This is a genomic window from Ensifer sp. SL37, assembly GCF_026672675.1.
Taxonomy (GTDB): domain Bacteria; phylum Pseudomonadota; class Alphaproteobacteria; order Rhizobiales; family Rhizobiaceae; genus Ensifer; species Ensifer adhaerens.
In genome coordinates this window covers 862663-882854 of the sequence record NZ_JAPPRN010000007.1, presented here as the reverse complement: position 1 = coordinate 882854, position 20192 = coordinate 862663, and the positions used below count along the sequence as shown (strand labels likewise).

Sequence of the window (20192 nt, the reverse complement as noted above, 5' to 3'; positions counted from 1 at the left end):
TCGACGCCGTCAAGCGCAGCAGATCTCTCGACACCTGGTTCCAGCTCGTCATCCAGGACTGAATGGCGAGCCGTTGCGGGCGACGCTTGGACGACCTATGACGTCGCCGCGGCCCGGAAGGCACCAGCCAGCTTCCGCACCGCCCCCTCGATCTCGCTTGGCGTATAAGCGGCAAACCCCATGAGGAACCCGGGCTCGGGCTTGCCGCCGGCGTGAAGCGCGGACAATCCCATGATCTCGATCCCGACACGTCGTGCCGCATCGACGGCCGCGGCCTCCGAGATCGCACCTGTCAGCGCGCACGGCATCTGCAGGCCGCCATCGGGCACCCGCGCTTCAAGGAAATGCGGCAGATGTTTTATGACAAGCATCGCCAAAAGGTCGAGCCGGTCGGCGTAGATGCTGCGCATTGTGCGCACATGGGCGCCGAAATGCCCGCCTTCCATGAAGCGCGCGAGTGTCATTTGCGCCATCGGAGCGGAGTGCCCGTCAAGCAGAGTACGCGCGACGGTCATCGGCTTGACCAGCTCAGGCGGCAGAACTGCATAGCCGATCCGAAGCCCTGGAAAGAGCGATTTGGTGAAGGTGCCGATGTAGATCGTCCGGTCGTGCGGATCGAGGCCCTGAAGGCAGGCCGTTGGTTTGCCGGCATAGTGGAATTCGCTGTCGTAGTCGTCCTCGAGGATCCAGGACTGATGGCGGCTCGCCCATTCGATCAGCGCAAGGCGGCGATCGAGCGTCAGCGTGGCGCCGGCCGGGAACTGATGCGAGGGCGTCAGGAATACGGCCTTGACCTTGCGCGTCTCCGCCTTGATCTGGTTGACGGCGATGCCATGGCGGTCGACGCGGATGGGGACGCATTCGAGCCCCGCCGCATCGAACGCCTTGCGCGCGCCGTAATAGGCCGGATCCTCGATGAAGATGCGGTCACCGGGATCGAGCAGCATGTTTGCGCACAATGTCAGCGCCTGCTGCGAGCTGGTGAGGATCAGCACCCGTTCGGCTGTGGTACGGGCGCCGCGTTCTAGGTTCACATAGTCGGCAATGGCACGGCGCAGCTCCTCGATCCCTTGCGGGTCGCCGTGAAGCAGCGCCCTTCTGCCGGTTTCGCGCAAGACCTGCCGTCCAAGGCGCTCCCACAGCGCGAGCGGAAAAGTGCGCGTCTCCGGCACGCCATGGGCGAAGGGGCGGGGCAACAGCTGTTCACTGACGCCGCCGCTGCCGAACATGGCATTGCCCCGCCTGCTCAAAGCCGCTGCCTGGTTGGGCGACTGCGCGCGCCTTGGAGACAGGCGCCTGCCGGGTGCAAACTCCTTCACCTCGGCCACGAAACTGCCGCTCCCGACGCGACGGTCGATGAAGCCTTCGGCATGAAGCTGGCCATAGGCCGCTTCGATCGTATCGCGCGATACGCCGAGGGATTTGGCGAGCACGCGCGAAGCTGGAAGCGGCTTTCCCGGCCCAAGCGCACCGTCGAGGATCAACTGCCGGATCGCCCGCTGGATGCGCGCATGAAGCGGCATCCCAGCCTGGGCGGGCTGGGCAATCCATGCCTTCACGGACTCGAGTTGGGAATGCTTGAACAAATGGTCTGATCCTCTTCAGCGAAATGGATGGGCATATCGGGCCAATGACTGGCTATTTGTCAACGCGGCTTGCCAGTCCTCCCCGAAATTTCAGGAGCCCCGATAGATCATGTCATCACATGTTTTCCCGTCATCCCTTCGCTTCAACGACCTTGCCCATCCCATTGTCGCGGGTCTGATCTCCGTCATCGTCAACTATGGCGGCACCTTCATCCTGGTCTTTCAAGCCGCGAAAGTGGCTGGGCTCAGCCCCGAGTTGACGGCTTCCTGGGTCTGGTCGGTCTCGATCGGCGTGGGAATGACGGGGCTTTGGCTGAGCTGGCGCTATCGCGAGCCTATCATCACCGCCTGGTCGACGCCGGCCGCAGCCTTTCTCGTCACTGCGCTTGCGACCACGCCCTATGCCGAGGCCATCGGCGCCTACATGATCTCGGCTCTAGCCTTCGTCGCACTCGGGCTTTCGGGCTATTTCGAGAAGGTCATCCGGCTGATCCCGCCAGGCATCGCCGCGGGCCTGCTCGCCGGTATCCTGCTGCAGTTCGGCATCGGCGCGTTCGGCGGCGCAAGCGTCGATCCGTTGCTCGTCGGCCTGCTGATTGTCGCCTACGTCGTCCTGAAGCGCTTCTCCGCCCGCTATGCCGTGGTCGGCATCCTCGTTCTCGGGCTCCTGTTCCTGCTCGCGGAGGGCCGGGTCGACCTGTCGGGTCTGAAGTTGGAGTTCGCGGCGCCCATTTTCACCATGCCGTTGTTCTCGCTGAACGCGCTGCTTTCGGTCGCACTGCCGCTGTTTCTCATCACGCTGACCGGCCAATACATGCCGGGAATGCTGGTGCTGCGGAATGACGGCTTCAACACCAGCGCGAACCCGATCGTGACGACGACTGGCTTCGGTTCGCTGATCATGGCGCCTTTCGGCTCGCACGCCTTCAATATCGCGGCAATCACGGCGGCGATCGCAACCGGCAAGGAGGCCCACGAAGACCCCTCCAGGCGCTGGATCGCGGGTATCGCCGCGGGCTTTTTCTACGTGCTCGTCGGCGTGTTCGGCGTTACGCTTGCGGCCGTGTTCATGGCGTTTCCTGCGACCTTCATCGCCACGCTAGCGGGCCTCGCCCTTCTCGGTACCATTGGTGGCAGCCTTGCTGCAGCAACAGCCGACCCGGCCTGCCGCGAAGCGGCGCTCATCACGTTCCTGGCCTCCGCCGCCAACATCAAGCTGCTCGGGATCGGCGGGGCCTTCTGGGGCCTGGTGATCGGCCTTCTCGCCTACATCGTTCTGAACGGCCGCCTACCGCAGCGTCGCGGGAGCAAGCTGCCCCTGAACGAAGGCACAGCGAAGTAGCAGGATGACCGGGTCCCGCCGCGTTTGGCGGCCTTCGTCGCTGATGAAGGCCCTATGGCGGGTTTTGGTCCATCTCGCCCAAAGCCCCCCAGCCCTGAAAATCGGCGAAGCCCACCAACGGAGAAACCGAGCATTTCAAAGGGTGGCGGCAACACATGCCGCCATCCGCCGCTCCAGGCGAAGTCGCGGAATGCCAATCGGTCCGTCAGGACCGAGCTTCACACTCCTTAACGCCAGCGAGCCACGTAGGCCGCCGTCGCGGGCCGCCTGTGGCGGCTTCGTTGACGCATGTGCAAACGTCAGCTTGTTGCCGCTGGACAAGGCGAATGTAACGCTATAACACAACACATGTTACGTTATTACATTATAGGAGATTTCATGTCCCGCTCCGGTTTGCCCGCGCTTTTCGCCACCACCATTCTCGCGACCCTCGCCTTTCCGTTGACCTCTCATGCCGAGGAAGAACAGCAGCGCGAGACCTGGCGTTTGTTCATTGCCGACCACACCCAGCCCGTGGTCCGCGCCATCGATTTGGAAACGGACAAGGAAATCGGCCGTTTTGACCTTGAAGGCTACGCCGCCCTTTCCCTGAGCGACACCGGACGAACCGTCTTTGCCGTCCAGGGCGAACAGAACCTGATCCATGCCATCGACACCGGCATAGCGCTTTCCGATCACGGCGAGCACCGGGACATCGAGGTCAAGGAGCCGAGGCTGCTTGAGAAAACCATTCGCGGACAAAAGCCCGGCCACGTGGTTGCCCATGGTGACGATCTCGCCATCTTCTACGATCGCGGTGGCAAGTTCGATCTGCTTGGCGAAAGCGCGCTTCTGGACGGCAAGGCGGAGCTCAAGGCTTACGATACTACCGCCGCACACCATGGCGTCGCGGTTTCGACCGGCAACCATCTTCTCGTTTCGGTCCCGAACCTCGAAGCGACGGTAAAGGAAGGTGAGCTTCCTCCCCGCCTGGGCCTGCGTGTTCTCGACAAGGAGGGCAAGCAGGTCGGCGATGTCGCAACCTGCACGGGGCTCCACGGTGAAGCGACGTCCGCCCGCCTGGCCGCCTTCGGTTGCGCCGAGGGCGTCCTGGTCGCACGCCCAGGTGGGCTCGATGGCCCCAAGCTCGAGATGCTCGCCTATGGCGACAAGCTGCCGGAAGGCAAGGTATCCACACTGCTCGGCGGCACTTCTATGCAGTTCTTCCTTGGGAACTACGGAGAAGACAAGGTCGTACTGATCGACGCCGACGCGAAGGAACCCTACCGCCTCGTCGAACTGCCGCTGCGGCGGGTGGACTTCATCCTCGATCCAGCAAAGTCACGCAACGCCTATATCCTGACGGAGGACGGCAAGCTTCACCTCCTTGACGTCGTGGATGGCGTGATCACCAAATCGGAAATCGTCACGGAGCCCTACAGCAAAGATGGCCACTGGCGCGACGCAAGGCCCCGCCTCGCCGTCGCCGGCAATCACCTCGCCATCACTGATCCGCGCCAAAGCCTGGTACGCGTGATCGACACGGAAACACTGAAGGAGACCCGCACGATCGCGGTCGAGGGACAACCCTTCGCAATCGTCGCAGCCGGTGGGTCGGGCGCAACCCACTAGGCAACACAGGCAATGAAGTCTGGACGCCGGCCAAAGGGCCGGTGTCCATAAGCAGGTGAACCGGCAGCGCCGGTTGCCCCACCATCGTTCGGCCTTTACTTCCGGAATTACACCGAGAGCCAGCGCCAAGGTCCTAGCGGATTAACTTGCGCGGCCCGTTTCTATCCTTCGCCTTGGACAATCATTTTAAGGCTGCCTTAAGGTAGCGGCCTGATCGCTCCGCCCTCGATTGAAGACGAGGACGCAAGAACGATGCGGAAAGCAAGTCTGCTGGCGCTGGTTTGGGTTTTGATTGCGGCCATCCTGCCAGCCCGGGCGCTCGAGGCGCCCCTGCCGATGGACGAGGCCTTCGTACCTGGGATCGCCAGGCAAGACGACGGCCGGCTGGCGATCACATGGACGATTGCTGACGGCTACTATCTCTACAGGGACTTCCTGGCAGCAGAAGATGAGGGTAACCGGCCGATCACCCTGCAAACCGAACCGGGGACAGTCAAGGACGATCCGGGCTTCGGCACAACCGAGGTCTATTACCAAAAGGCTTCGGCCCGGATCGCGAATGCGCCTCCGCTCATTCGCCTCACCTATCAGGGCTGCCAGGATGGCGGGCTTTGTTATCCGCCGACAACGCGGACGATCGATACCGCCGCGATGACCATCAGCAAACCGGTCGGTGGTTTTGCCTTTGCGCCTGCCAAGGACGCACGGCCCGTGGAAGCGCCGGACACAGGTTTTTCCATCGCAGCTGACGGCGGAGAAACGGCGGTCGACCGGCTCATGACCGGTGGCGGGTTTGCGCTGCTTCTTGCAGGCTTCCTCGGCTTCGGACTGCTGCTCGCCTTCACGCCCTGCGTTTTCCCGATGTATCCGATCGTCGCGGCCATCCTCACGCGCGAGGGAGAGGGGCTGACGGCACGACGCGGTTTCATGCTCGCCTCCGCTTATGTGCTGGCCCTTGCGTCCGCCTTCGGTCTCCTTGGCATCGTGGCCGCTTGGTCGGGGCAAAACCTGCAGATCGTGATGCAATCGCCCGTCGCTGTCGGCGTGGTCGCGGCACTGTTCGTCCTGCTGGCGCTCTCCAGCTTCGGGCTCTTCCACATCAAGCTGCCGGCAGTGATCGGCAACCGCCTGAGCGGCGGCCGGCAGCAGGGCGGCTCGGTCGCCGCCGCCGCCCTGCTCGGTCTTTCCTCCGCCTTCCTCATCGGCCCCTGCGTAACCGCGCCGCTTGCCGGCGCCCTCCTCTACATCGCCCGGACCGGTGACATTGCGGTCGGCGCACTCGCCCTTTTCGCCCTTGGCCTTGGCAAGGGCATCCCGCTCATCATCATGGCGACAATCGGCGGCAAGGCGCTTCCACGCGCCGGCGCGTGGATGGAACGTGTCCGGCACGTCTTCGGCTTCGCATTCCTGGGAACGGCGATTTGGCTTGCGACGCCGCTTGTGCCGGAGCGCTTCGTCCTCCTGCCCTGGGCCGTGTTTTCCCTTGCCTTCGGCATCTACGCGGTCGCTCCCGACGGGCTGCGGTCCACAGGCGGCTACGGCGTACTGACGCGCTTGACCGCCGTCGTCTCGCTCATTTGGGGTAGTCTGCTGCTGGTGGGCTTCGGCCTTGGAGCCAGCGATCCGCTCACTCCGCTCGGCCCGCTCAAGAGGGCGGCGAGTGTTGACCAAACAGCCGCCATCCAGAAGTCGGATTTTACCAAGGTCGGCTCGGCCGGCGCACTCTCCCGCCTTCTCGACACCGCAGCCTCCGGGAGGCAACCCACCCTCGTCTATGTCACCGCTGGCTGGTGCGTCACCTGCCGCACGATCGAGCGGTCCGTTCTGACAAAGCCTGATGTCGCGGCGAGCCTTGACGGGATCCGCTTGGTCAGCCTCGACGTCAGCACCCTCGATGCGGAGAATGGCGCACTGATGCGATCACTTGCCGTCGTTGGCCCGCCGACTATGATCTTCTTCAACCGCAGCAAAGAGGAGGCCCCCGGTACGCGCCTCGTCGGAGAAATCACGGCCGGCTCGCTTGCGGAGGCGGCACGGATGGCCAAGGGCAGCGCGCAATGAACGCCGTCGCAATAGGTCCCTTCGCTTTTTCCGCCGATCGCTTTTCGGTCATCGCCGGGTTGATCGTCTTCATGCTTGTCGGCTCGCTCCTTGCCGCCCGCATCCACAACCGGCTTGGCACCTTTACGACGGCTGCCACACTTTTCGGCGTTGTCGGCGCGCGCGCCGGGCATGTGCTCATCCATGCCGAGAGCTTCCTGCAGGAGCCGTTGCGAGTTCTCGCCATCTGGCAGGGCGGCTTTTCCCCGACGGGCGGATTCCTCGGTGTTTTCCTCGCCGCAGTGATGCTCTGGCGAAACGCACCGAAAGCCGCTCCTTGGGCGATCCTGCCGCTTGCGGCCGGCCTCTTCGTCTGGGTCGTCGCCACAACCCTCACCGATAGCGGCGCTGCACCCCGTGCCCCGGAAACGTCCTATGCCGTTCTCGCACGTAACGAGAGCCTCGCCATCGCCGAGCGCAAGGGCCGCCCGGCGGTTCTCAATCTCTGGGCAAGCTGGTGTCCGCCCTGCCGGCGGGAAATGCCGATGATGGCGGAGATGACCGAAAGGAATCCTGAGGTCGACTTTTTCTTCGCCAACCAGGGCGAAAGCCGCGCGGCGATAGAATCCTATCTGCGCCAAACAGGCGTCGACCTGGAAACCATCCTTCTCGACCCTTTCTCGGGCCTATCCCGGCACTACGGCGCGATCGGCCTTCCTGCCACACTTTTCATCAACCCGGACGGTACGCTCGCCGCCACCCATCTCGGCGAAATCTCCCGCGAGGCAATCGCCGAACGGCTCGCCGCCTTTGCATCTGAGGACAGGAAGCAGGCAGAATGACAGCCCCGGCCTTTCCGACTTTCGTCGTTTGCCTGCGCGGCATGATCCTCGAAATCGCCGCACGCGCCGTCGCTCTCGGCCCCAATCCATTCGCACAAGGAGAAATCTGATGTTCACCCGCAGAACCGTTCTGACGGCCACGGTCGCGACCGCCGCCGCCGTGCTTGTCGGAGGCCGATCATCCTTCGCCCAGCAATTGACCAAGGAGGAGGTGTTTTTCGACAAGGACGCGCCCGTCCTTGGCAATCCGAAGGGCGATGTCACCATCGTCGAGTTCTTCGACTATCAGTGCCCTTACTGCAAGAAAGTGCATCCGACGGTCGAGAAGGTGGTCAAGGCCGACGGCAACGTGCGGCTCGTGCTGAAGGACTGGCCGATCTTGGGCGAAGCCTCCGTCTTCGCCGCACAGGCAGTGCTTGGAGCCGCCCAGATCGGCAAATACCAGCCGGCGATGGAGGCGCTGATGAAAACCAAGGCGAGGCTGTCGCAGGACGACATCGAGAAGGCGCTGACCGGGGCGGGTCTTTCGATGAAGGAGCTGACCGCAGCCGTGAACACGCACAATGCCAAGATTTCCGGGCTGCTCGACCGCAACTACAGTCAGGCACTCGCCTTCAATTTCGCCGGCACGCCATCCTTCGTCATCGGTTCGGCGATCATTCCCGGCGTTCTGGATGAAAAAGGACTGAAGGACGCCATCGCCAAAGCGCGGAGTTGAAGCACGAACTTGGTGAGCTTACCGGACTGCCGCTTCGAAAGGCGGCCAGAGCCCATTTGCGCGCGACCTGACCGGTTGAAAGGGTCGCGCGCCGAGAGGTTCACCTTGGCAGCCAGCCGACGAGCGGAAACCGGGATCGCTCAGCCTGGTGAGCCACCGCAGTCCGACCAGGCAGGCACCCATTCGGCCACCCGACTGCGGCCTTTCTGGCATCATTGAACGACCTTGCTAGGCCGAGAATTTCACCGTTACGCCGCGCTGCCGAAAGTACGCCTGCATCAGCTTCCGTCCGGAACGGTTGTTTTGCACGAGCCTGGTCGGGTCGAATACGGCCTCTTTCAAACCTGCCCGCATCAATGCTGCCTTGAGGGTCGCGATATGAAGATCGATGTCGGCATTGTCTGCCTGCAGCGATGCGTAAATGCGATCTGTTGCCTCTGCTACGGTCGGTTCGCTCACTATACACTCCTGTTGCTGTCTTGCTGGCGTTTGGCACGCTTGTCGGCTTGGCCCTATTTGCTGGAGCCGCCAACGTCAATCGGGAGAGGGCAGAATGTGCTTCCGACAGAACGCAGCAGGGCCTTGGAACAGGTTATCGAAGGTGTCGGCTTGACGCCTCGACGAAGGCGTCGAAGACGCGAGCGCCCGGATGGCTGTCGGCATCCAGCATTTCGGGGTGCCATTGAAGGCCCATGGCAAAGGTCTGCGAGCCGATCTCGATCGCTTCAACGACACCATCCGGGGCTCGGGCCGTAACGGTCACTGCGCCCGATACCTCCACGATCGCCTCGCGGTGAAACGTGTTCACGGTGAATGTTTCGATGCCGAGGATGTCGGCCATTCTGGTGCCGGGGACAACGCTGACGTCATGCGAGAAATTGGCCTGGTCGTGATTGAGCGCGTCGGGCCACGACGAATGGACATCGGAAACCATCCGGCAACCGTTGAGGCAGCCGAGCATCTGCATGCCGTTGCAGATGCCGAGCACAGGCTTGTCGCGCGCAAGGAAACTTTCCATCAATGCCATGTCGACGGCTAGCCGATCCGAGGGCGGATACTGGGATTGGTCTCCTTCGACATACCAGCTTTTCGGGAAGTTGATGCGGCCGCCGACGCTTAAGAACCCATCAAAATCTTCGACGACCTGGTCGACGAGATCGGGAACATAGGGGATGCCGAAGGCAAAGGCGCCGGCGCGGCGCAGGGCGGAAAAGTAATTTCTCGAGACGTCATAGCGTCCACCGCCCGCACTGGTGTTTTCATCCATGATCACGGCGATCTTCGGCATGCGTTTCATCGGGTTCATCCTAGATTTCAATGATTCCAAGTTCGGACGTTGAGCAACCTAGCCTATCTTTGCCGCGGGGCGGAACGGGGCTTCGCTCAGCGCATTCCATCGGTTAGGCCAAAGCCATCCGAACCCTATGGTTCCCGCCGATCTCGATCAGTTCGGATCGAACAGGCGCGGTAAAAACATCCGGCGCGGTGCTGCCATCGGAAACGAAGCTGCGGCCGGCAAGTTGCGGCACGGTGGCGTCGCTCGCCTGCCTTTCCGCCGGGTTCAGCGCAGCATCCGGATCGGGAATGGCGGCGATCAGGCGGCGCGTGTAGGGATGGGTGGGGACTTCGAAAATCTCGCGCCAGCCGCCCTCTTCCACGACTTCGCCGAAATACATCACCAGCACCCGGTCGCTCATGTGTTCCACCACGCTCAGATCGTGGCTGATCATCAGATAGGAGAGGCCGAGTTTTTCCTGAAGGTCGAGCAGCAGATTGATGATCTGCGCGCGGATCGACACGTCGAGGGCCGAGACCGGCTCGTCGAGCACGACGATCTCAGGCTCGAGGATCAGCGCGCGGGCGATGCCGATGCGCTGGCGCTGGCCGCCGGAGAACTCATGCGGATAGCGTTTGGCCTGTTCGGGCGTCAGGCCGACATTCTTGAGCATCGCCTCGATGCGGCCTTCGATTTCCGAGGCGGCGGTAATGCCGTGCAGCCGCAGCGGTGCTGCGAGCGAGGTGCGCACGGACTGGCGGGGGTTGAGCGAGGCATAAGGATCCTGGAACACCATCTGCACCGCTTTCGCCCGGTCCATCCGTTGCGGCGCGCCGGGCCCCGCGAGCGGCTGACCGCGATAGCGGATCATGCCCTCAGTCGGTTCCTGCAGGCCGAGAATGGAAAGCGCCGTCGTCGATTTCCCGCAACCGGATTCGCCGACGATCGACAGGCACTCGCCCTTGGCAAGCTCGAAGCTGATGCCGTTGACGGCGTGAAGCGTACGCCGTCCTTTGCCGAGCAGGCCACCGCCGGAAATGGGGAAACGGACATGGAGATCGTCCACCTGAAGCAGCGGCGCGGTCATGGCTGGCTCCCTTCCCGTTCGCGTGGCGCGATGAAGCGGCTTTCCGTCAGCTTCGAGCGGTCGGCGATGATGCTGTCGATGTCGACGAGCCGCTGCCGCCCATGTTCGCTGCGGCTGCCAAGGCGCGGCAGGGCGCCGAGCAGGCCGCGGGTGTATTCGTGCCGCGGGCTTTCAAAGAGCGCCCGCGTCTCGTTCTCCTCGACGAGGCAGCCCGAATACATCACGCCGACGCGCTGGCAGATGCTGGCGATGACGCCAAGGTCGTGGCTGATGAAGAGGACGGCCGTCCCGCGCGCCGCGCAGAGTTCCTTGATGAGGCGCAGCACCTCGGCCTGCACGGTTACGTCGAGTGCCGTCGTCGGCTCATCGGCGATCAACAGGTCCGGGCTGCAGGCAAGCGCCATCGCGATCATCACCCGCTGGCGCAGCCCGCCGGACATCTGGTGCGGATAGTTCCTGGCACGGCGATCAGGGTTGGGCACGCGCACATTCCCGAGCGCTTCGACGGCGAGCTTTTCGGCTTCCGCCCAGCTTTTTCCCTGATGTAGCACGAACATCTCGGCGATCTGTCGCCCGACCGTTGAAAGCGGGTTCAGCGCCGTCATCGGCTCCTGGAAGATCATGGCGATGCGATTGCCGCGCAGGCGCCGCATCTCGCGTTTCGGCAACGCCAGCAGGTTCTGCCCCTTGAACAATATCTCGCCACTGGTAACGGCAAGCGGCCGTTTCAAAAGGCCCATGACGGCAAGCGATGTGACCGATTTTCCGGACCCGGATTCGCCGACGAGGCCATAGGCCTCGCCGGGCATGATCTGGAACGAGACGCCCTTGAGCAGTGGATGGTAGCTGGAACGGCCGAGCGAAACGCCAAGCTGCAGGTTCTTGATGTCGAGAAGCGGCGCGGTCATGGCTTGCGCGTCCTCATATGCGGATCGAGGCTGTCACGCAGACCATCGCCGAGAAGGTTGAAGCCAAGCACCGAAAGGAAGATGGCAAGGCCAGGGAAGAGCGCCGCCCAGGGGGCGAGCTGGATCAGCTGGCGTGCATCGGTCAACATCGAACCCCAGCTCGGGAATGGCGGCTGGATGCCGAGGCCGAGGAAGGAGAGCGCCGCTTCAGACAGCACCGCCGACCCCATGCCGAGCGTTGCCATGACGAGGATCGGCCCCATCATGTTCGGCAGAATCTGCGTGAACATGATGCGCAGGTCGCCATAGCCCAGCGTCTGGGCCGCCTGCACGTAGCCTTGCGATTTCAAGGAGAGAGTCGAGGAGCGAGCGATGCGGCAGGTCCAGCTCCAGTTGGTGAGGCCAAGCGCGATCAAGAGCGACGGCAGGCCGGGGCCAAGCACCGCCATGACGGCAAGCGCGAAGATCAACGAGGGGATGGCGAGCATGACGTTGGTCAGGCCGTTGACCAGATCGTCCCACCAGCCGCCCCAATAGCCGGCCGTCATGCCGAGCGTGACGCCGATGATCGAGTTGATCACCTGCGACACGATGCCAACAGTCAGCGAGATCTGCGCGCCGTAAAGAATGCGGGTATAGACGTCCCGTCCCTGCCCGTCCGTGCCGAACCAGAAGGTGGCGTCCGGCGGCAGTTCGGAGTTCATCAAGTCGGCATCGAGCACGGGGTCAAAGGGCGCGATCCAATGGGCAAGGACACCGGCGAAGATGACGAGCGCAGTCAGCGTCGCACCGAGCCAGAAGTTGAAGCCGAGGCGCACGGTCGTCACTCCTGCTTGATGCGCGGATCGATCGCGGCATAGACCAGATCGACGGCGGTGTTGATGATCAGGAACCACAGCACGATGACGAGGATCGTGCCCTGCACCACGGGAATGTCGCGGATCGCCACACTATCGACCAGCAGCGAGCCGATGCCCGGCCAGGCGAACAGCTTTTCGATGACGACGGCCTGGCCGATCAGCGAGCCGAACTGCAGGCCGACCGTGGTGACGATCAGCACCAGCGCATTGCGCGCCACGTGCCAGCGCACCACCTTCGCCTCGCTCATGCCTTTGGAATGGGCGGTGCGAATGAAGTCGGCGTTCAAAACGTCGAGCACGCCGGCCCGGGTGGTGCGCGCCAGCAGCGCGAGCGGCGTGACGCCGAGGGTCACGGCCGGCAGGATGAGGTTTCGAAACGAGCCGTCGCCGTAACCGAAACTGGGCAGCCAGTTCAGTTGCAGGGCGAAGAGATACATCATCAGAAGGCCGAGCCAGAATTGCGGCATGGAGAGGCCCGAAACCGCCCCGATCATCGTCACCGTATCGAGGATCGAACCGGGCCTGAGTGCTGCAAGAAAGCCGAGCGGCACGCCGACAACGATGGCGAAGACCATGGCGGCGACGGCCAGCTGAAGCGAGGCGCCCATGCGGTCGTTGATGAGGTCAATGACCGGCTGGCGGGTGCGGAAACTGGTGCCGAGATCGAACTGGGCGAGATCCGTAACATAGGTCACGAAGCGCTCCATCAGCGGCTTGTTCAGACCGAACTCCTCATTGAGGCGAGCGATCATTTGCGGATCGGCGGCACGCTTTCCGTCGGCAAAGAGGCTGGCCGCGAAGGTACCGGGGACGACGGAGAAGATAACGAAGATCAGCAGCGCCACCACGACGATCGTCGGGACGACCTGCAGAATGCGGCGCAGGGTAAAACGAAGCATGAGCGGTTCCATTTTGGCCACCCGGATGGGTGGGACAACTGATGTGTGGGGCGGCCGAAACCGCCCCGAACCTCTCAGGGCTTACTTGCGTGCGTCCGGCGCCGTGTCGTCGATCCAGATCTCGTCATAGGGCTGGACCGCCAGTTCCGTGGCGTTCGGGACAAGGCCGTGGATCCAGGGCTGGTAGGCCATGACCGCCTTGTTGTAGTTGAAGAACCAGACCGGCGCATCGTCCTGCACGATGTTGTTGGCCTGGCGCAGCAGATCGCTCTGCTTGGCAGGGTCGCGTTCCTGCTGGGCCGCCTCATAGAGTTTGTCGAAATCCGGGCTCGCATAGCTCGCGTAGTTGCAGGCGGACTGCGCCGTCTTGGAATAGAAGCAACGCAGTGCATTGAGCGGGTCGGGACCGGACAGGTTCGACCAGATGAAGGCCTGGAAGTTGTTCGACGTCACGGCATCGCCAAGCGCCGAGCTTTCGACCGGCTTCGGCTTCACGGTGACGCCGACCTTCTTCAGCATCGGCAGGATGGCTTCAACGATCGGCACGCCCCAGCTTTCGTTCGGGCTCGCCGTGACTTCGAACTCGAAGCCATCGGCATAGCCTGCTTCCGCCAGGAGTGCTTTCGCTTTCTCTGGATCGAAGGCGTAGGGCACCTTGTCCTTGTCGAAGGCCGGCGAAGACAGCGGCAGCCAGCCGGAGGCGGGGTAGGCCTTGTTCTTGACGAGCCGTTCAATGATCAGCGGCGCATTGATCGCATGGTTGATCGCCTGGCGGACCCGCTTGTCCTTGAAGGGTTCGAAGGCCGGGTTGAAGCCGATGTTGCGCGTATAGACCTCGGCAACTTCGAGCAGGTGATCCTTCAAGGCGTCTTCACCCTGATAGGCCTGGTATTGGGTCGGGCCAAGGATCGAGACATCGATTTCCTTGTTTCGGAACGCGACGTCGCGCGCGGCGTCCTCGGCCATCAGCACGATGTTGATGCGGTCGAGATAGGGCTTGCCCTCTTCGTAGTACTTGTCGAACTTTTCGACAACGACCTGCGATCCCGGCACGTGCTCCTTGAAGACGAAGGCGCCGAGGCCAACGGGGGTCTTGGCGAAGCTCGATTCATCCTTGACATCAGACGGATAAATCACCGTCGTGTTCTGCATCAGCGGGAAGCCGGGGTTGATCGGTCCGGTATAGGTGATCTCCAGCGTGTGGTCGTCGATTTTCTTGAGACCGGAAATCTCCTCAGCCTTGCCGGCGATGAACGCATCCGCACCCTTGATGACGGCAATGTAGCTTGCGCCCGGGAAGGCGTTCTTCGGGTTGGCGATGCGCTTGTAGCTGTAGATGATGTCGTCGGCCGTCAGTGGCTTGCCGTTGTGGAAGACGGCATTTTCGCGCAGGCGATAGGTGTGCACCGTACCATCCTCGGACACCTCTTCCGAGCTAGCGAGTTCCAGGACCGGCTTGTTCTGGATCGAATCCCAGCTGTAGAGCGCGCGGTGGATCGCCTGGGTGATGAATTCCTCCTGGGTGTTCGGGCTTGCCTGAACGTCGAGCGTGGCGAAGCTCGAGCCATAGGGTGCGGTAAAGACGAGCGTTCCGCCGTGGCGTTCGCCGGCAGCCAGCGCTCCGGTTGCCACCCCGAGGCCGAGCATTGCGGCCAATGTCAATCTTTTCAGCATGCTGTTTTCCCTCTCGTGCCGTTTTCGGCTTTGTGTTGATTGGTCTTTCAGGTCGTCAGCGTGCGTCGTGCACGACGCGGCCTGCAAGCAGGGTCATCAGGCAGCGTGTGCCTGAGAGAATGGTATCGGCCGGTGCCTCCAAGAGGTCGTTGTCGAAGACGGCGATGTCGGCCCATTGTCCCGGCACAAGCCTGCCCTTCACGTCTTCGGCCTTCTGAGAATAGGCGCCGTATTCCGTGTAGGCCTGCAACGCTTCCTCGCGGCTCAGCTTTTCCGCCTCCACCATCACGGTACCCTTGCCGGTCTTGCGCGTGATCATGGCGTGAAGGTTCGGGAAGGGATCGGGCGAGCAGACGGGCGAATCCGAGCCGGTCGAGGGCTTGAGACCCATGCGCATCCAGGTGCCGATCTGGTAGGAGGCCTTGCCCCGTTCCTCACCAAGCACGGAAACGTAGCTGTCGCCGAAATCGTGGATGAAGGCCATCTGCGGCGCCGGCAGGATGCCTGCCGCCTTCATGCGCCGATCTTGCTCCGGGCTCGAGAAGCCGCAATGCTCGATGCGATGGCGCCGATCCGGATCGGGATTACCGGCCAGCGCCTTTTCGTAGGCCGTGATCAGCTGCTCGATCGCACCGTCGCCGATGGCGTGGCAAGCCATCTGATAGCCCCGGTCGTGGCAGGATTTGACGATCGCCTCGACGTCGGCATCCGGCAGCATCTGTACGCCGATATTGTCGGGCTCGCCAAGATAGGGCTTCGACATCCATGCGGTGCGCCCGCCGGCCGAGCCGTCGAGGAAGATCTTCACGGCCCCGACGCGCAACATGTCGTCGCCCGCACCGGAAATGAGCCCGGCACGCCAGGAATCCTCTACGATCGAGACGCCGGGATCGCCGAGCAGTGTCAGCCAGACGCGCACCGGCAGGCGGCCGGAAAGCTTGGCCATCTCATAAGCCTGGATTTCCGCAAAGCCGGCAAGTTGGCCGACCGCCGCATCCATGCAGCTCGTAATGCCGAGCGACAGAAGATAGCGCCCTGCCCGCTCGATGCCGTCGATCAACTCCTCCGTCGTCACCTCGGGAATAGCCGTCTTGATGAGGTTCTGCGCGTTTTCCGCCAGGAACCCGTTGAGGCGCCCGTCCGTGGTGCCGATTACGCCGCCGTCCGGCACCGGCGTCGCCTCGGTGACATCCGCCAGGCTCAGCGCCAGCGAATTCGCGATGGCCACATGGCCGCAGGCGCGCGTCAGCAGCACGGGATGATCCGGTACGGCGCGGTCGAGTTCCTCGCGGGTCGGATGCCGGCCGACATCGAGCTTGACCTGGTCATAGCCCCGTGCCCGCACCCATGCGCCCTTCGGCGTGACGGCCGCGCGTTCGGCAAGTTTCTCCATAAGGGCGGCAAGCGTCGGCGCAGCGGCAGGGGTCGCGTCGACCCAGCCCATGGTGATGCCGGTGGAGATCAGGTGAAGGTGATTGTCGATAAGGCCGGGGCTGGCAAAACGGCCTTCGAGATCGATCACCTTGGTATGGGGCCCCTTGAGGCTCGCCATCTCGGCATCGCTGCCGGTGGCCAGAACCTTGCCCTGCCAAATGGCAACGGCCTCGCTGATCCCCTCCTCCCTGCCTCGCCAGATTCGGCCGTTGTGCAGAATAAGATCAGCGTGAAGCTGGAAGGCCATTAACAATCCCCCTTTTGTTATCAGCCTGATTTCGTGAGCCTCCTCGCTGCCTCGAAATCAGAACTGTTTGCCTTGGGCGCAACGTGGAAGGTTTGTCGGGGTTTGGCTAATTCGCTTTTAGCAAAGGCTGATGCAATATCGGCATAGCGATTTCTTTCCAACGACTTATGATCCCCTCAGCTGCAACGCAGGGGAGATCTGGGCATGGAGATCAAGTGGCTGGAGGACTTCGTGACCCTCGCCGACACGTGGAGTTTTTCGCGCGCTGCCGAGTTGCGCAACGTGACTCAGCCGGCGTTCAGCCGCCGCATCAAACAGTTGGAGCGTTGGCTCGGGGCGACGCTGATCAACCGCGCCACCATGCCGGCGGAACTGACGCCGGCAGGTCGCAATTTCCTGCCCATAGCGCAGGAGGCAATCCGAACCTTCTATGCAGCGCGCGAATCGCTACGCCCGTCTCACGAAGAAGGCCTCATCCGCTTTGCCGCGCTCCATACGCTGACGGTAACGATCTTCCCTGGCTGGCTCAAACTGCTCGAAAACGCAGGTGGCGCTTTCAGCACCTCGCTGATGCCCGACCGCGGCGGCATCGAGGCCAATCTTGACGCCCTCATCGGTGACGAGGCGGATTTCTTTCTGACTTATGCGCATTCGGAGGTGCCATTCCATCTCGACCGCGCACAATTCTCGTCGCTGACGATCGCCCATGATCGGCTGATCCCGCTCGCCGCCGCACACGTCTCTATCCCCGATGGTACGCTACCGGGGCTGAATATTCTCGACCGGGCTGTGGCGCAGCCGCGGCTCGCTATTCCCTATCTGAGCTACGGGTTCAATTCGTTCTTCGGGGTCGCCCTTTCGCGTCTCATGCTGCGGCGCCCGCCCTTCCGGCGCCGCACGACGCATGAAAACACCATCAGTGCCGGGCTGATGAACATGGCGATGTCGGGTGCCGGCGTCTGCTGGTTGCCCGAAAGCCTTGCCCGTGACGCGATCGATGCCGGTGGCCTCGTACCCGCCTCTACGGATAAGGGCTGGAATCTCGACCTCGAAATTCGGCTTTACCGTCACGCCGCGACGCGCAGCCGCAGGGTCGAGGACCTCTGGCAAACGGCAAAGCTCTTGCTGGAACGCGAGCCCGCCTAGACGGGCTCGCGGGAAGATCAACACGCGCAATTCGTCGCATCGCGAAAAGATGGTCTAAATCTTGACCCTCAGCGCACGCGGATCATATGCCGGTGCCAGATGCACCGTCGCGGCATAGCGAATGCCTGCAAGATCGATCTCGAAGCGCTCCCCCTCGAGGAACGTTTTGTCCACGCCTTCAGGGTTTTCAAGCAGGCCGAGTGCGACCGAACGCCCAAGCGTGTGACCGTAGGCGGCGGAGCGGACCTCGCCGACCGGTTTTCCCGCACGCAGGATCAGTTCGCCGCCCCAAAGCATGGGCAAGGGATCGTCCAGGGTAAACTGAACGATGCGGCGCGAGGGCAGGCCCTTGGTCTTTGCGGCCACGAGCGCATCGTGGCCGACAAAGCCGCCGGGTTTTCCCAGAGCAACCGCAAAGCCAAGACCAGCCTCGTAGGGGTTGATGTCGGGCGTCAGTTCCCGGCTCCAGGCGCGGTAGCCCTTCTCCAGCCGCAAAGCCTCAAGCGCATAGTAGCCGCAATCCGTCAGGCCGAAGGCGCGACCGACCTCGTGCAGCGCCTCGTAAACACCGACAGCGAATTCTGTCGGCACGATCAGTTCCCAGCCGAGTTCGCCGACATAGGTCATGCGGTTGGCAAAGGCCGTGGCGTAACCGATATCGATCTCGCGGATAGTCGCGAAGGGAAAGCCCTCGTTCGAGATATCCGCCGAGGTAAGCTTCGAGAGGATGTCGCGCGATTTCGGTCCCATCAGCGCCAGGACTGCATAGGACGACGTCACGTCGGTCAAAGTCACGTGGGCGTCCGCGGCAAGGTTCTTGCGGATCCAGTCCGCATCATGCACCGCTTGGGCCGAACCTGTGATCAGCATGAAGCGATCGGCCGCAAGTCGCATGACGGTCAGGTCGCTCTCGTAGCCGCCCCGCGCGTTCAAGAGTCCGGTATAGACAGAACGGCCGATCTCGCCGTCGATGTCGGCAGCGCAGATGCGGTTAAGCGCTGCTGCCGCATCCCGCCCCTGCACAAGCAGCTTGGCGAAGGAGGTCTGGTCGAAAATGCCGGCGGCCTCGCGCGTTGCCTTCATCTCGCGCTTGACCGCTTCATGCCAGTTCTGCCGACCGAAGGAATACTCGGTGACGGGGCGCTCGCCTTCCGCAGCAAACCAATTGGCCCGTTCCCATCCCATTTTCGAACCGAAGCACGCGCCCTTGGCGGCAAGCCGATCGTAGAGAGGCGAACGGCGGAAGGGGCGTGCCGTATCCAGCTCCCGGTTCGGCCAAGGCATCGCATAGTGCAGACTGAGCGTTTCCTTGACGCGATCGTGAAGCCAGCGCGGATTGTTGTTGAAGCCCGCGAAGCGACGGATATCGACCGGCCAAAGATCCATGGTCGGCGCGCGGTTTACGATCCACTCGGCAAGGGCTCGACCTGCCCCGCCGGCGCTGGCAATCCCCATGGAGTTGAAGCCTGCGCCGACAAAGAAGTTCTTCAGTTCGGGCGCCTCGCCGAGAATGAAATTGTTGTCCGGGGTAAAACTCTCCGGGCCGTTGTAAAACTTCTTCACCTCGGATGTTTCAAGCTGCGGCACGCGCTGCAGCGCATTGTGCATCAGGATTTCGAACTGATCCCAATCGTCAGGTAAGAGGGCGAACTCGAAATCGTCGGGAATGCCTGCCATGCCCCAGGGCTTGGCTTCCGGCTCGAAGCCACCCATGACGAGCCCGCCGACTTCCTCCTTGAAATAGATGTAGCCGTCCGGATCGCGCATGACCGGCAGGTCAGGATGTACGCCCTCGATGCGGCCGGTGACGATATACATGTGCTCGGCCGAGTGCAGCGGCACGGTGACGCCGCACATCTGGCCGACCTTGCGTGCCCATTGACCGGCACAGTTGACGACGATCTCCGCGGCAATGGCCCCCCGATCGGTTTCGACGCCGGTGACGACGCCGTTTTTGGTCGAAATGCCTGTGACCCGGACGCGCTCGATCACGCGGGCGCCGCGATTGCGGGCGCCTTTGGCGAGCGACTGCGTGAGGTCTGTTGGATTGGCCTTGCCGTCGCCCGGCAGCCAGACGGCGCCGACGAGATCGTCGATCGCCATGACCGGCCAGAGCTCCTGCGCTTGCTTCGGCGAGATCACCTCGATCGCGACGCCTTGGGCGCGAGCAGAGGCCGCCGTGCGCTTCAACACGGTCATGCGGTCTTGCGTGCGGGCAACCGAGAGCGAGCCGCAATTCTTCCAGCCCGTGGCAAGGCCGGTCTCGGACTCAAGCTCGCTATAGAGCTTGGTCGAATATTTGATGAGGCCCGTCATGTTGGCGTGGCTGCGCAACTGACCGACGAGACCGGCCGCATGCCAGGTGGTGCCGCCGCTTAACTGCCCCTGCTCCAGCAAAACGACGTCGTTCCAGCCGAGCTTGGTTAAGTGATACGCGACCGAGCAGCCTATAATACCGCCGCCGACGATGACGACCTGTGCCTGTGTTGGAAATTCCTGCGCCATGAAACGACCTCCCGAAC

At 62.7% G+C, this 20192-nt stretch carries 16 protein-coding genes; 6 read left to right on the top strand and 10 right to left on the bottom strand.

What is annotated here, in order from left to right; translation table 11 throughout:
• Positions 1-95: 95 nt before the first annotated feature.
• On the bottom strand, positions 96-1586 hold the full coding sequence (gene pdxR, locus OVA00_RS36420) for a MocR-like pyridoxine biosynthesis transcription factor PdxR (RefSeq protein ID WP_034794685.1): 1491 nt from the start codon (positions 1584-1586) through the stop codon (positions 96-98).
• Between the two features lie 109 nt (positions 1587-1695).
• Between pdxR and OVA00_RS36415 the strand changes: the two genes are divergently transcribed.
• The 5 genes from OVA00_RS36415 to OVA00_RS36395 all read left to right on the top strand — a co-directional run bounded on the left by OVA00_RS36415 (position 1696) and on the right by OVA00_RS36395 (position 8139).
• On the top strand, positions 1696-2928 hold the full coding sequence (locus OVA00_RS36415) for a benzoate/H(+) symporter BenE family transporter (protein ID WP_090299844.1): 1233 nt from the start codon (positions 1696-1698) through the stop codon (positions 2926-2928).
• A gap of 378 nt (positions 2929-3306) precedes the next feature.
• The gene (locus tag OVA00_RS36410; RefSeq protein ID WP_034794689.1) at positions 3307-4539 is read left to right on the top strand and encodes a metallochaperone AztD; all 1233 of its coding nucleotides are present in this window, start codon (positions 3307-3309) and stop codon (positions 4537-4539) included.
• A gap of 252 nt (positions 4540-4791) precedes the next feature.
• A complete protein-coding gene (gene dsbD, locus OVA00_RS36405) occupies positions 4792-6600 on the top strand; it encodes a protein-disulfide reductase DsbD (RefSeq protein WP_268090803.1) in 1809 nt (602 codons plus the stop codon).
• Positions 6597-7421 (top strand): TlpA disulfide reductase family protein, encoded by an 825-nt coding sequence (locus tag OVA00_RS36400; RefSeq protein ID WP_034794693.1) that lies wholly within the window; start codon positions 6597-6599, stop codon positions 7419-7421. Before dsbD ends, OVA00_RS36400 begins: the two co-directional genes overlap by 4 nt.
• A gap of 109 nt (positions 7422-7530) precedes the next feature.
• Positions 7531-8139, top strand: a complete 609-nt coding sequence (locus OVA00_RS36395; RefSeq protein ID WP_034794695.1) for a DsbA family protein — start codon at positions 7531-7533, stop codon at positions 8137-8139.
• Between the two features lie 228 nt (positions 8140-8367).
• Here the strand turns inward: OVA00_RS36395 and OVA00_RS36390 are convergent, their stop codons facing one another.
• The 8 genes from OVA00_RS36390 to OVA00_RS36355 form a co-directional block, all read right to left on the bottom strand.
• Positions 8368-8601, bottom strand: coding sequence for a hypothetical protein (locus tag OVA00_RS36390; protein ID WP_034794697.1), 234 nt, complete (start codon positions 8599-8601; stop codon positions 8368-8370).
• Positions 8602-8731: 130 nt separating this feature from the next.
• Positions 8732-9436: a gamma-glutamyl-gamma-aminobutyrate hydrolase family protein gene (locus OVA00_RS36385; RefSeq protein WP_082566434.1), complete on the bottom strand. Its 705-nt coding sequence runs from the start codon at positions 9434-9436 to the stop codon at positions 8732-8734.
• A gap of 103 nt (positions 9437-9539) precedes the next feature.
• Complete coding sequence (locus OVA00_RS36380) at positions 9540-10502, bottom strand: ATP-binding cassette domain-containing protein (RefSeq protein ID WP_034794701.1); 963 nt, start codon at positions 10500-10502, stop codon at positions 9540-9542.
• Positions 10499-11410, bottom strand: a complete 912-nt coding sequence (locus OVA00_RS36375; protein WP_034794704.1) for an ABC transporter ATP-binding protein — start codon at positions 11408-11410, stop codon at positions 10499-10501. The genes OVA00_RS36380 and OVA00_RS36375 overlap by 4 nt, the downstream gene beginning before the upstream one ends.
• Positions 11407-12228, bottom strand: coding sequence for an ABC transporter permease (locus OVA00_RS36370; protein ID WP_034794912.1), 822 nt, complete (start codon positions 12226-12228; stop codon positions 11407-11409). Before OVA00_RS36370 ends, OVA00_RS36375 begins: the two co-directional genes overlap by 4 nt.
• A gap of 5 nt (positions 12229-12233) precedes the next feature.
• Entirely contained in the window at positions 12234-13169 is a 936-nt protein-coding gene (locus tag OVA00_RS36365) for an ABC transporter permease (RefSeq protein WP_060517351.1), read from the bottom strand.
• Between the two features lie 81 nt (positions 13170-13250).
• On the bottom strand, positions 13251-14843 hold the full coding sequence (locus OVA00_RS36360; protein ID WP_060516616.1) for an ABC transporter substrate-binding protein: 1593 nt from the start codon (positions 14841-14843) through the stop codon (positions 13251-13253).
• A gap of 55 nt (positions 14844-14898) precedes the next feature.
• Positions 14899-16524, bottom strand: a complete 1626-nt coding sequence (locus tag OVA00_RS36355) for an amidohydrolase (protein ID WP_060516619.1) — start codon at positions 16522-16524, stop codon at positions 14899-14901.
• A gap of 204 nt (positions 16525-16728) precedes the next feature.
• Here OVA00_RS36355 and OVA00_RS36350 point away from each other — a divergent pair, with 204 nt between their 5' ends.
• Positions 16729-17670, top strand: a complete 942-nt coding sequence (locus OVA00_RS36350) for a LysR family transcriptional regulator (protein WP_268090800.1) — start codon at positions 16729-16731, stop codon at positions 17668-17670.
• A gap of 54 nt (positions 17671-17724) precedes the next feature.
• Here OVA00_RS36350 and OVA00_RS36345 read toward each other — a convergent pair whose 3' ends face one another.
• Positions 17725-20175 carry a GcvT family protein gene (locus OVA00_RS36345; RefSeq protein ID WP_268090798.1) on the bottom strand — a complete coding sequence of 817 codons (2451 nt, stop codon included), beginning with the start codon at positions 20173-20175 and terminating at the stop codon, positions 17725-17727.
• Positions 20176-20192: the final 17 nt, after the last annotated feature.

What these genes read in the sequence shown, in the direction of transcription:
- OVA00_RS36415 (WP_090299844.1), top strand. Translation starts at nt 1,696, where the DNA reads ATGTCATCACATGTTTTCCCGTCATCCCTTCGCTTCAACGACCTTGCC.
- OVA00_RS36410 (WP_034794689.1), top strand. Translation starts at nt 3,307, where the DNA reads ATGTCCCGCTCCGGTTTGCCCGCGCTTTTCGCCACCACCATTCTCGCG.
- dsbD (WP_268090803.1), top strand. Translation starts at nt 4,792, where the DNA reads ATGCGGAAAGCAAGTCTGCTGGCGCTGGTTTGGGTTTTGATTGCGGCC.
- OVA00_RS36400 (WP_034794693.1), top strand. Translation starts at nt 6,597, where the DNA reads ATGAACGCCGTCGCAATAGGTCCCTTCGCTTTTTCCGCCGATCGCTTT.
- OVA00_RS36395 (WP_034794695.1), top strand. Translation starts at nt 7,531, where the DNA reads ATGTTCACCCGCAGAACCGTTCTGACGGCCACGGTCGCGACCGCCGCC.
- OVA00_RS36385 (WP_082566434.1), bottom strand. Translation starts at nt 9,436, where the DNA reads ATGAAACGCATGCCGAAGATCGCCGTGATCATGGATGAAAACACCAGT.
- OVA00_RS36380 (WP_034794701.1), bottom strand. Translation starts at nt 10,502, where the DNA reads ATGACCGCGCCGCTGCTTCAGGTGGACGATCTCCATGTCCGTTTCCCC.
- OVA00_RS36375 (WP_034794704.1), bottom strand. Translation starts at nt 11,410, where the DNA reads ATGACCGCGCCGCTTCTCGACATCAAGAACCTGCAGCTTGGCGTTTCG.
- OVA00_RS36365 (WP_060517351.1), bottom strand. Translation starts at nt 13,169, where the DNA reads ATGCTTCGTTTTACCCTGCGCCGCATTCTGCAGGTCGTCCCGACGATC.
- OVA00_RS36360 (WP_060516616.1), bottom strand. Translation starts at nt 14,843, where the DNA reads ATGCTGAAAAGATTGACATTGGCCGCAATGCTCGGCCTCGGGGTGGCA.
- OVA00_RS36355 (WP_060516619.1), bottom strand. Translation starts at nt 16,524, where the DNA reads ATGGCCTTCCAGCTTCACGCTGATCTTATTCTGCACAACGGCCGAATC.
- OVA00_RS36350 (WP_268090800.1), top strand. Translation starts at nt 16,729, where the DNA reads ATGGAGATCAAGTGGCTGGAGGACTTCGTGACCCTCGCCGACACGTGG.
- OVA00_RS36345 (WP_268090798.1), bottom strand. Translation starts at nt 20,175, where the DNA reads ATGGCGCAGGAATTTCCAACACAGGCACAGGTCGTCATCGTCGGCGGC.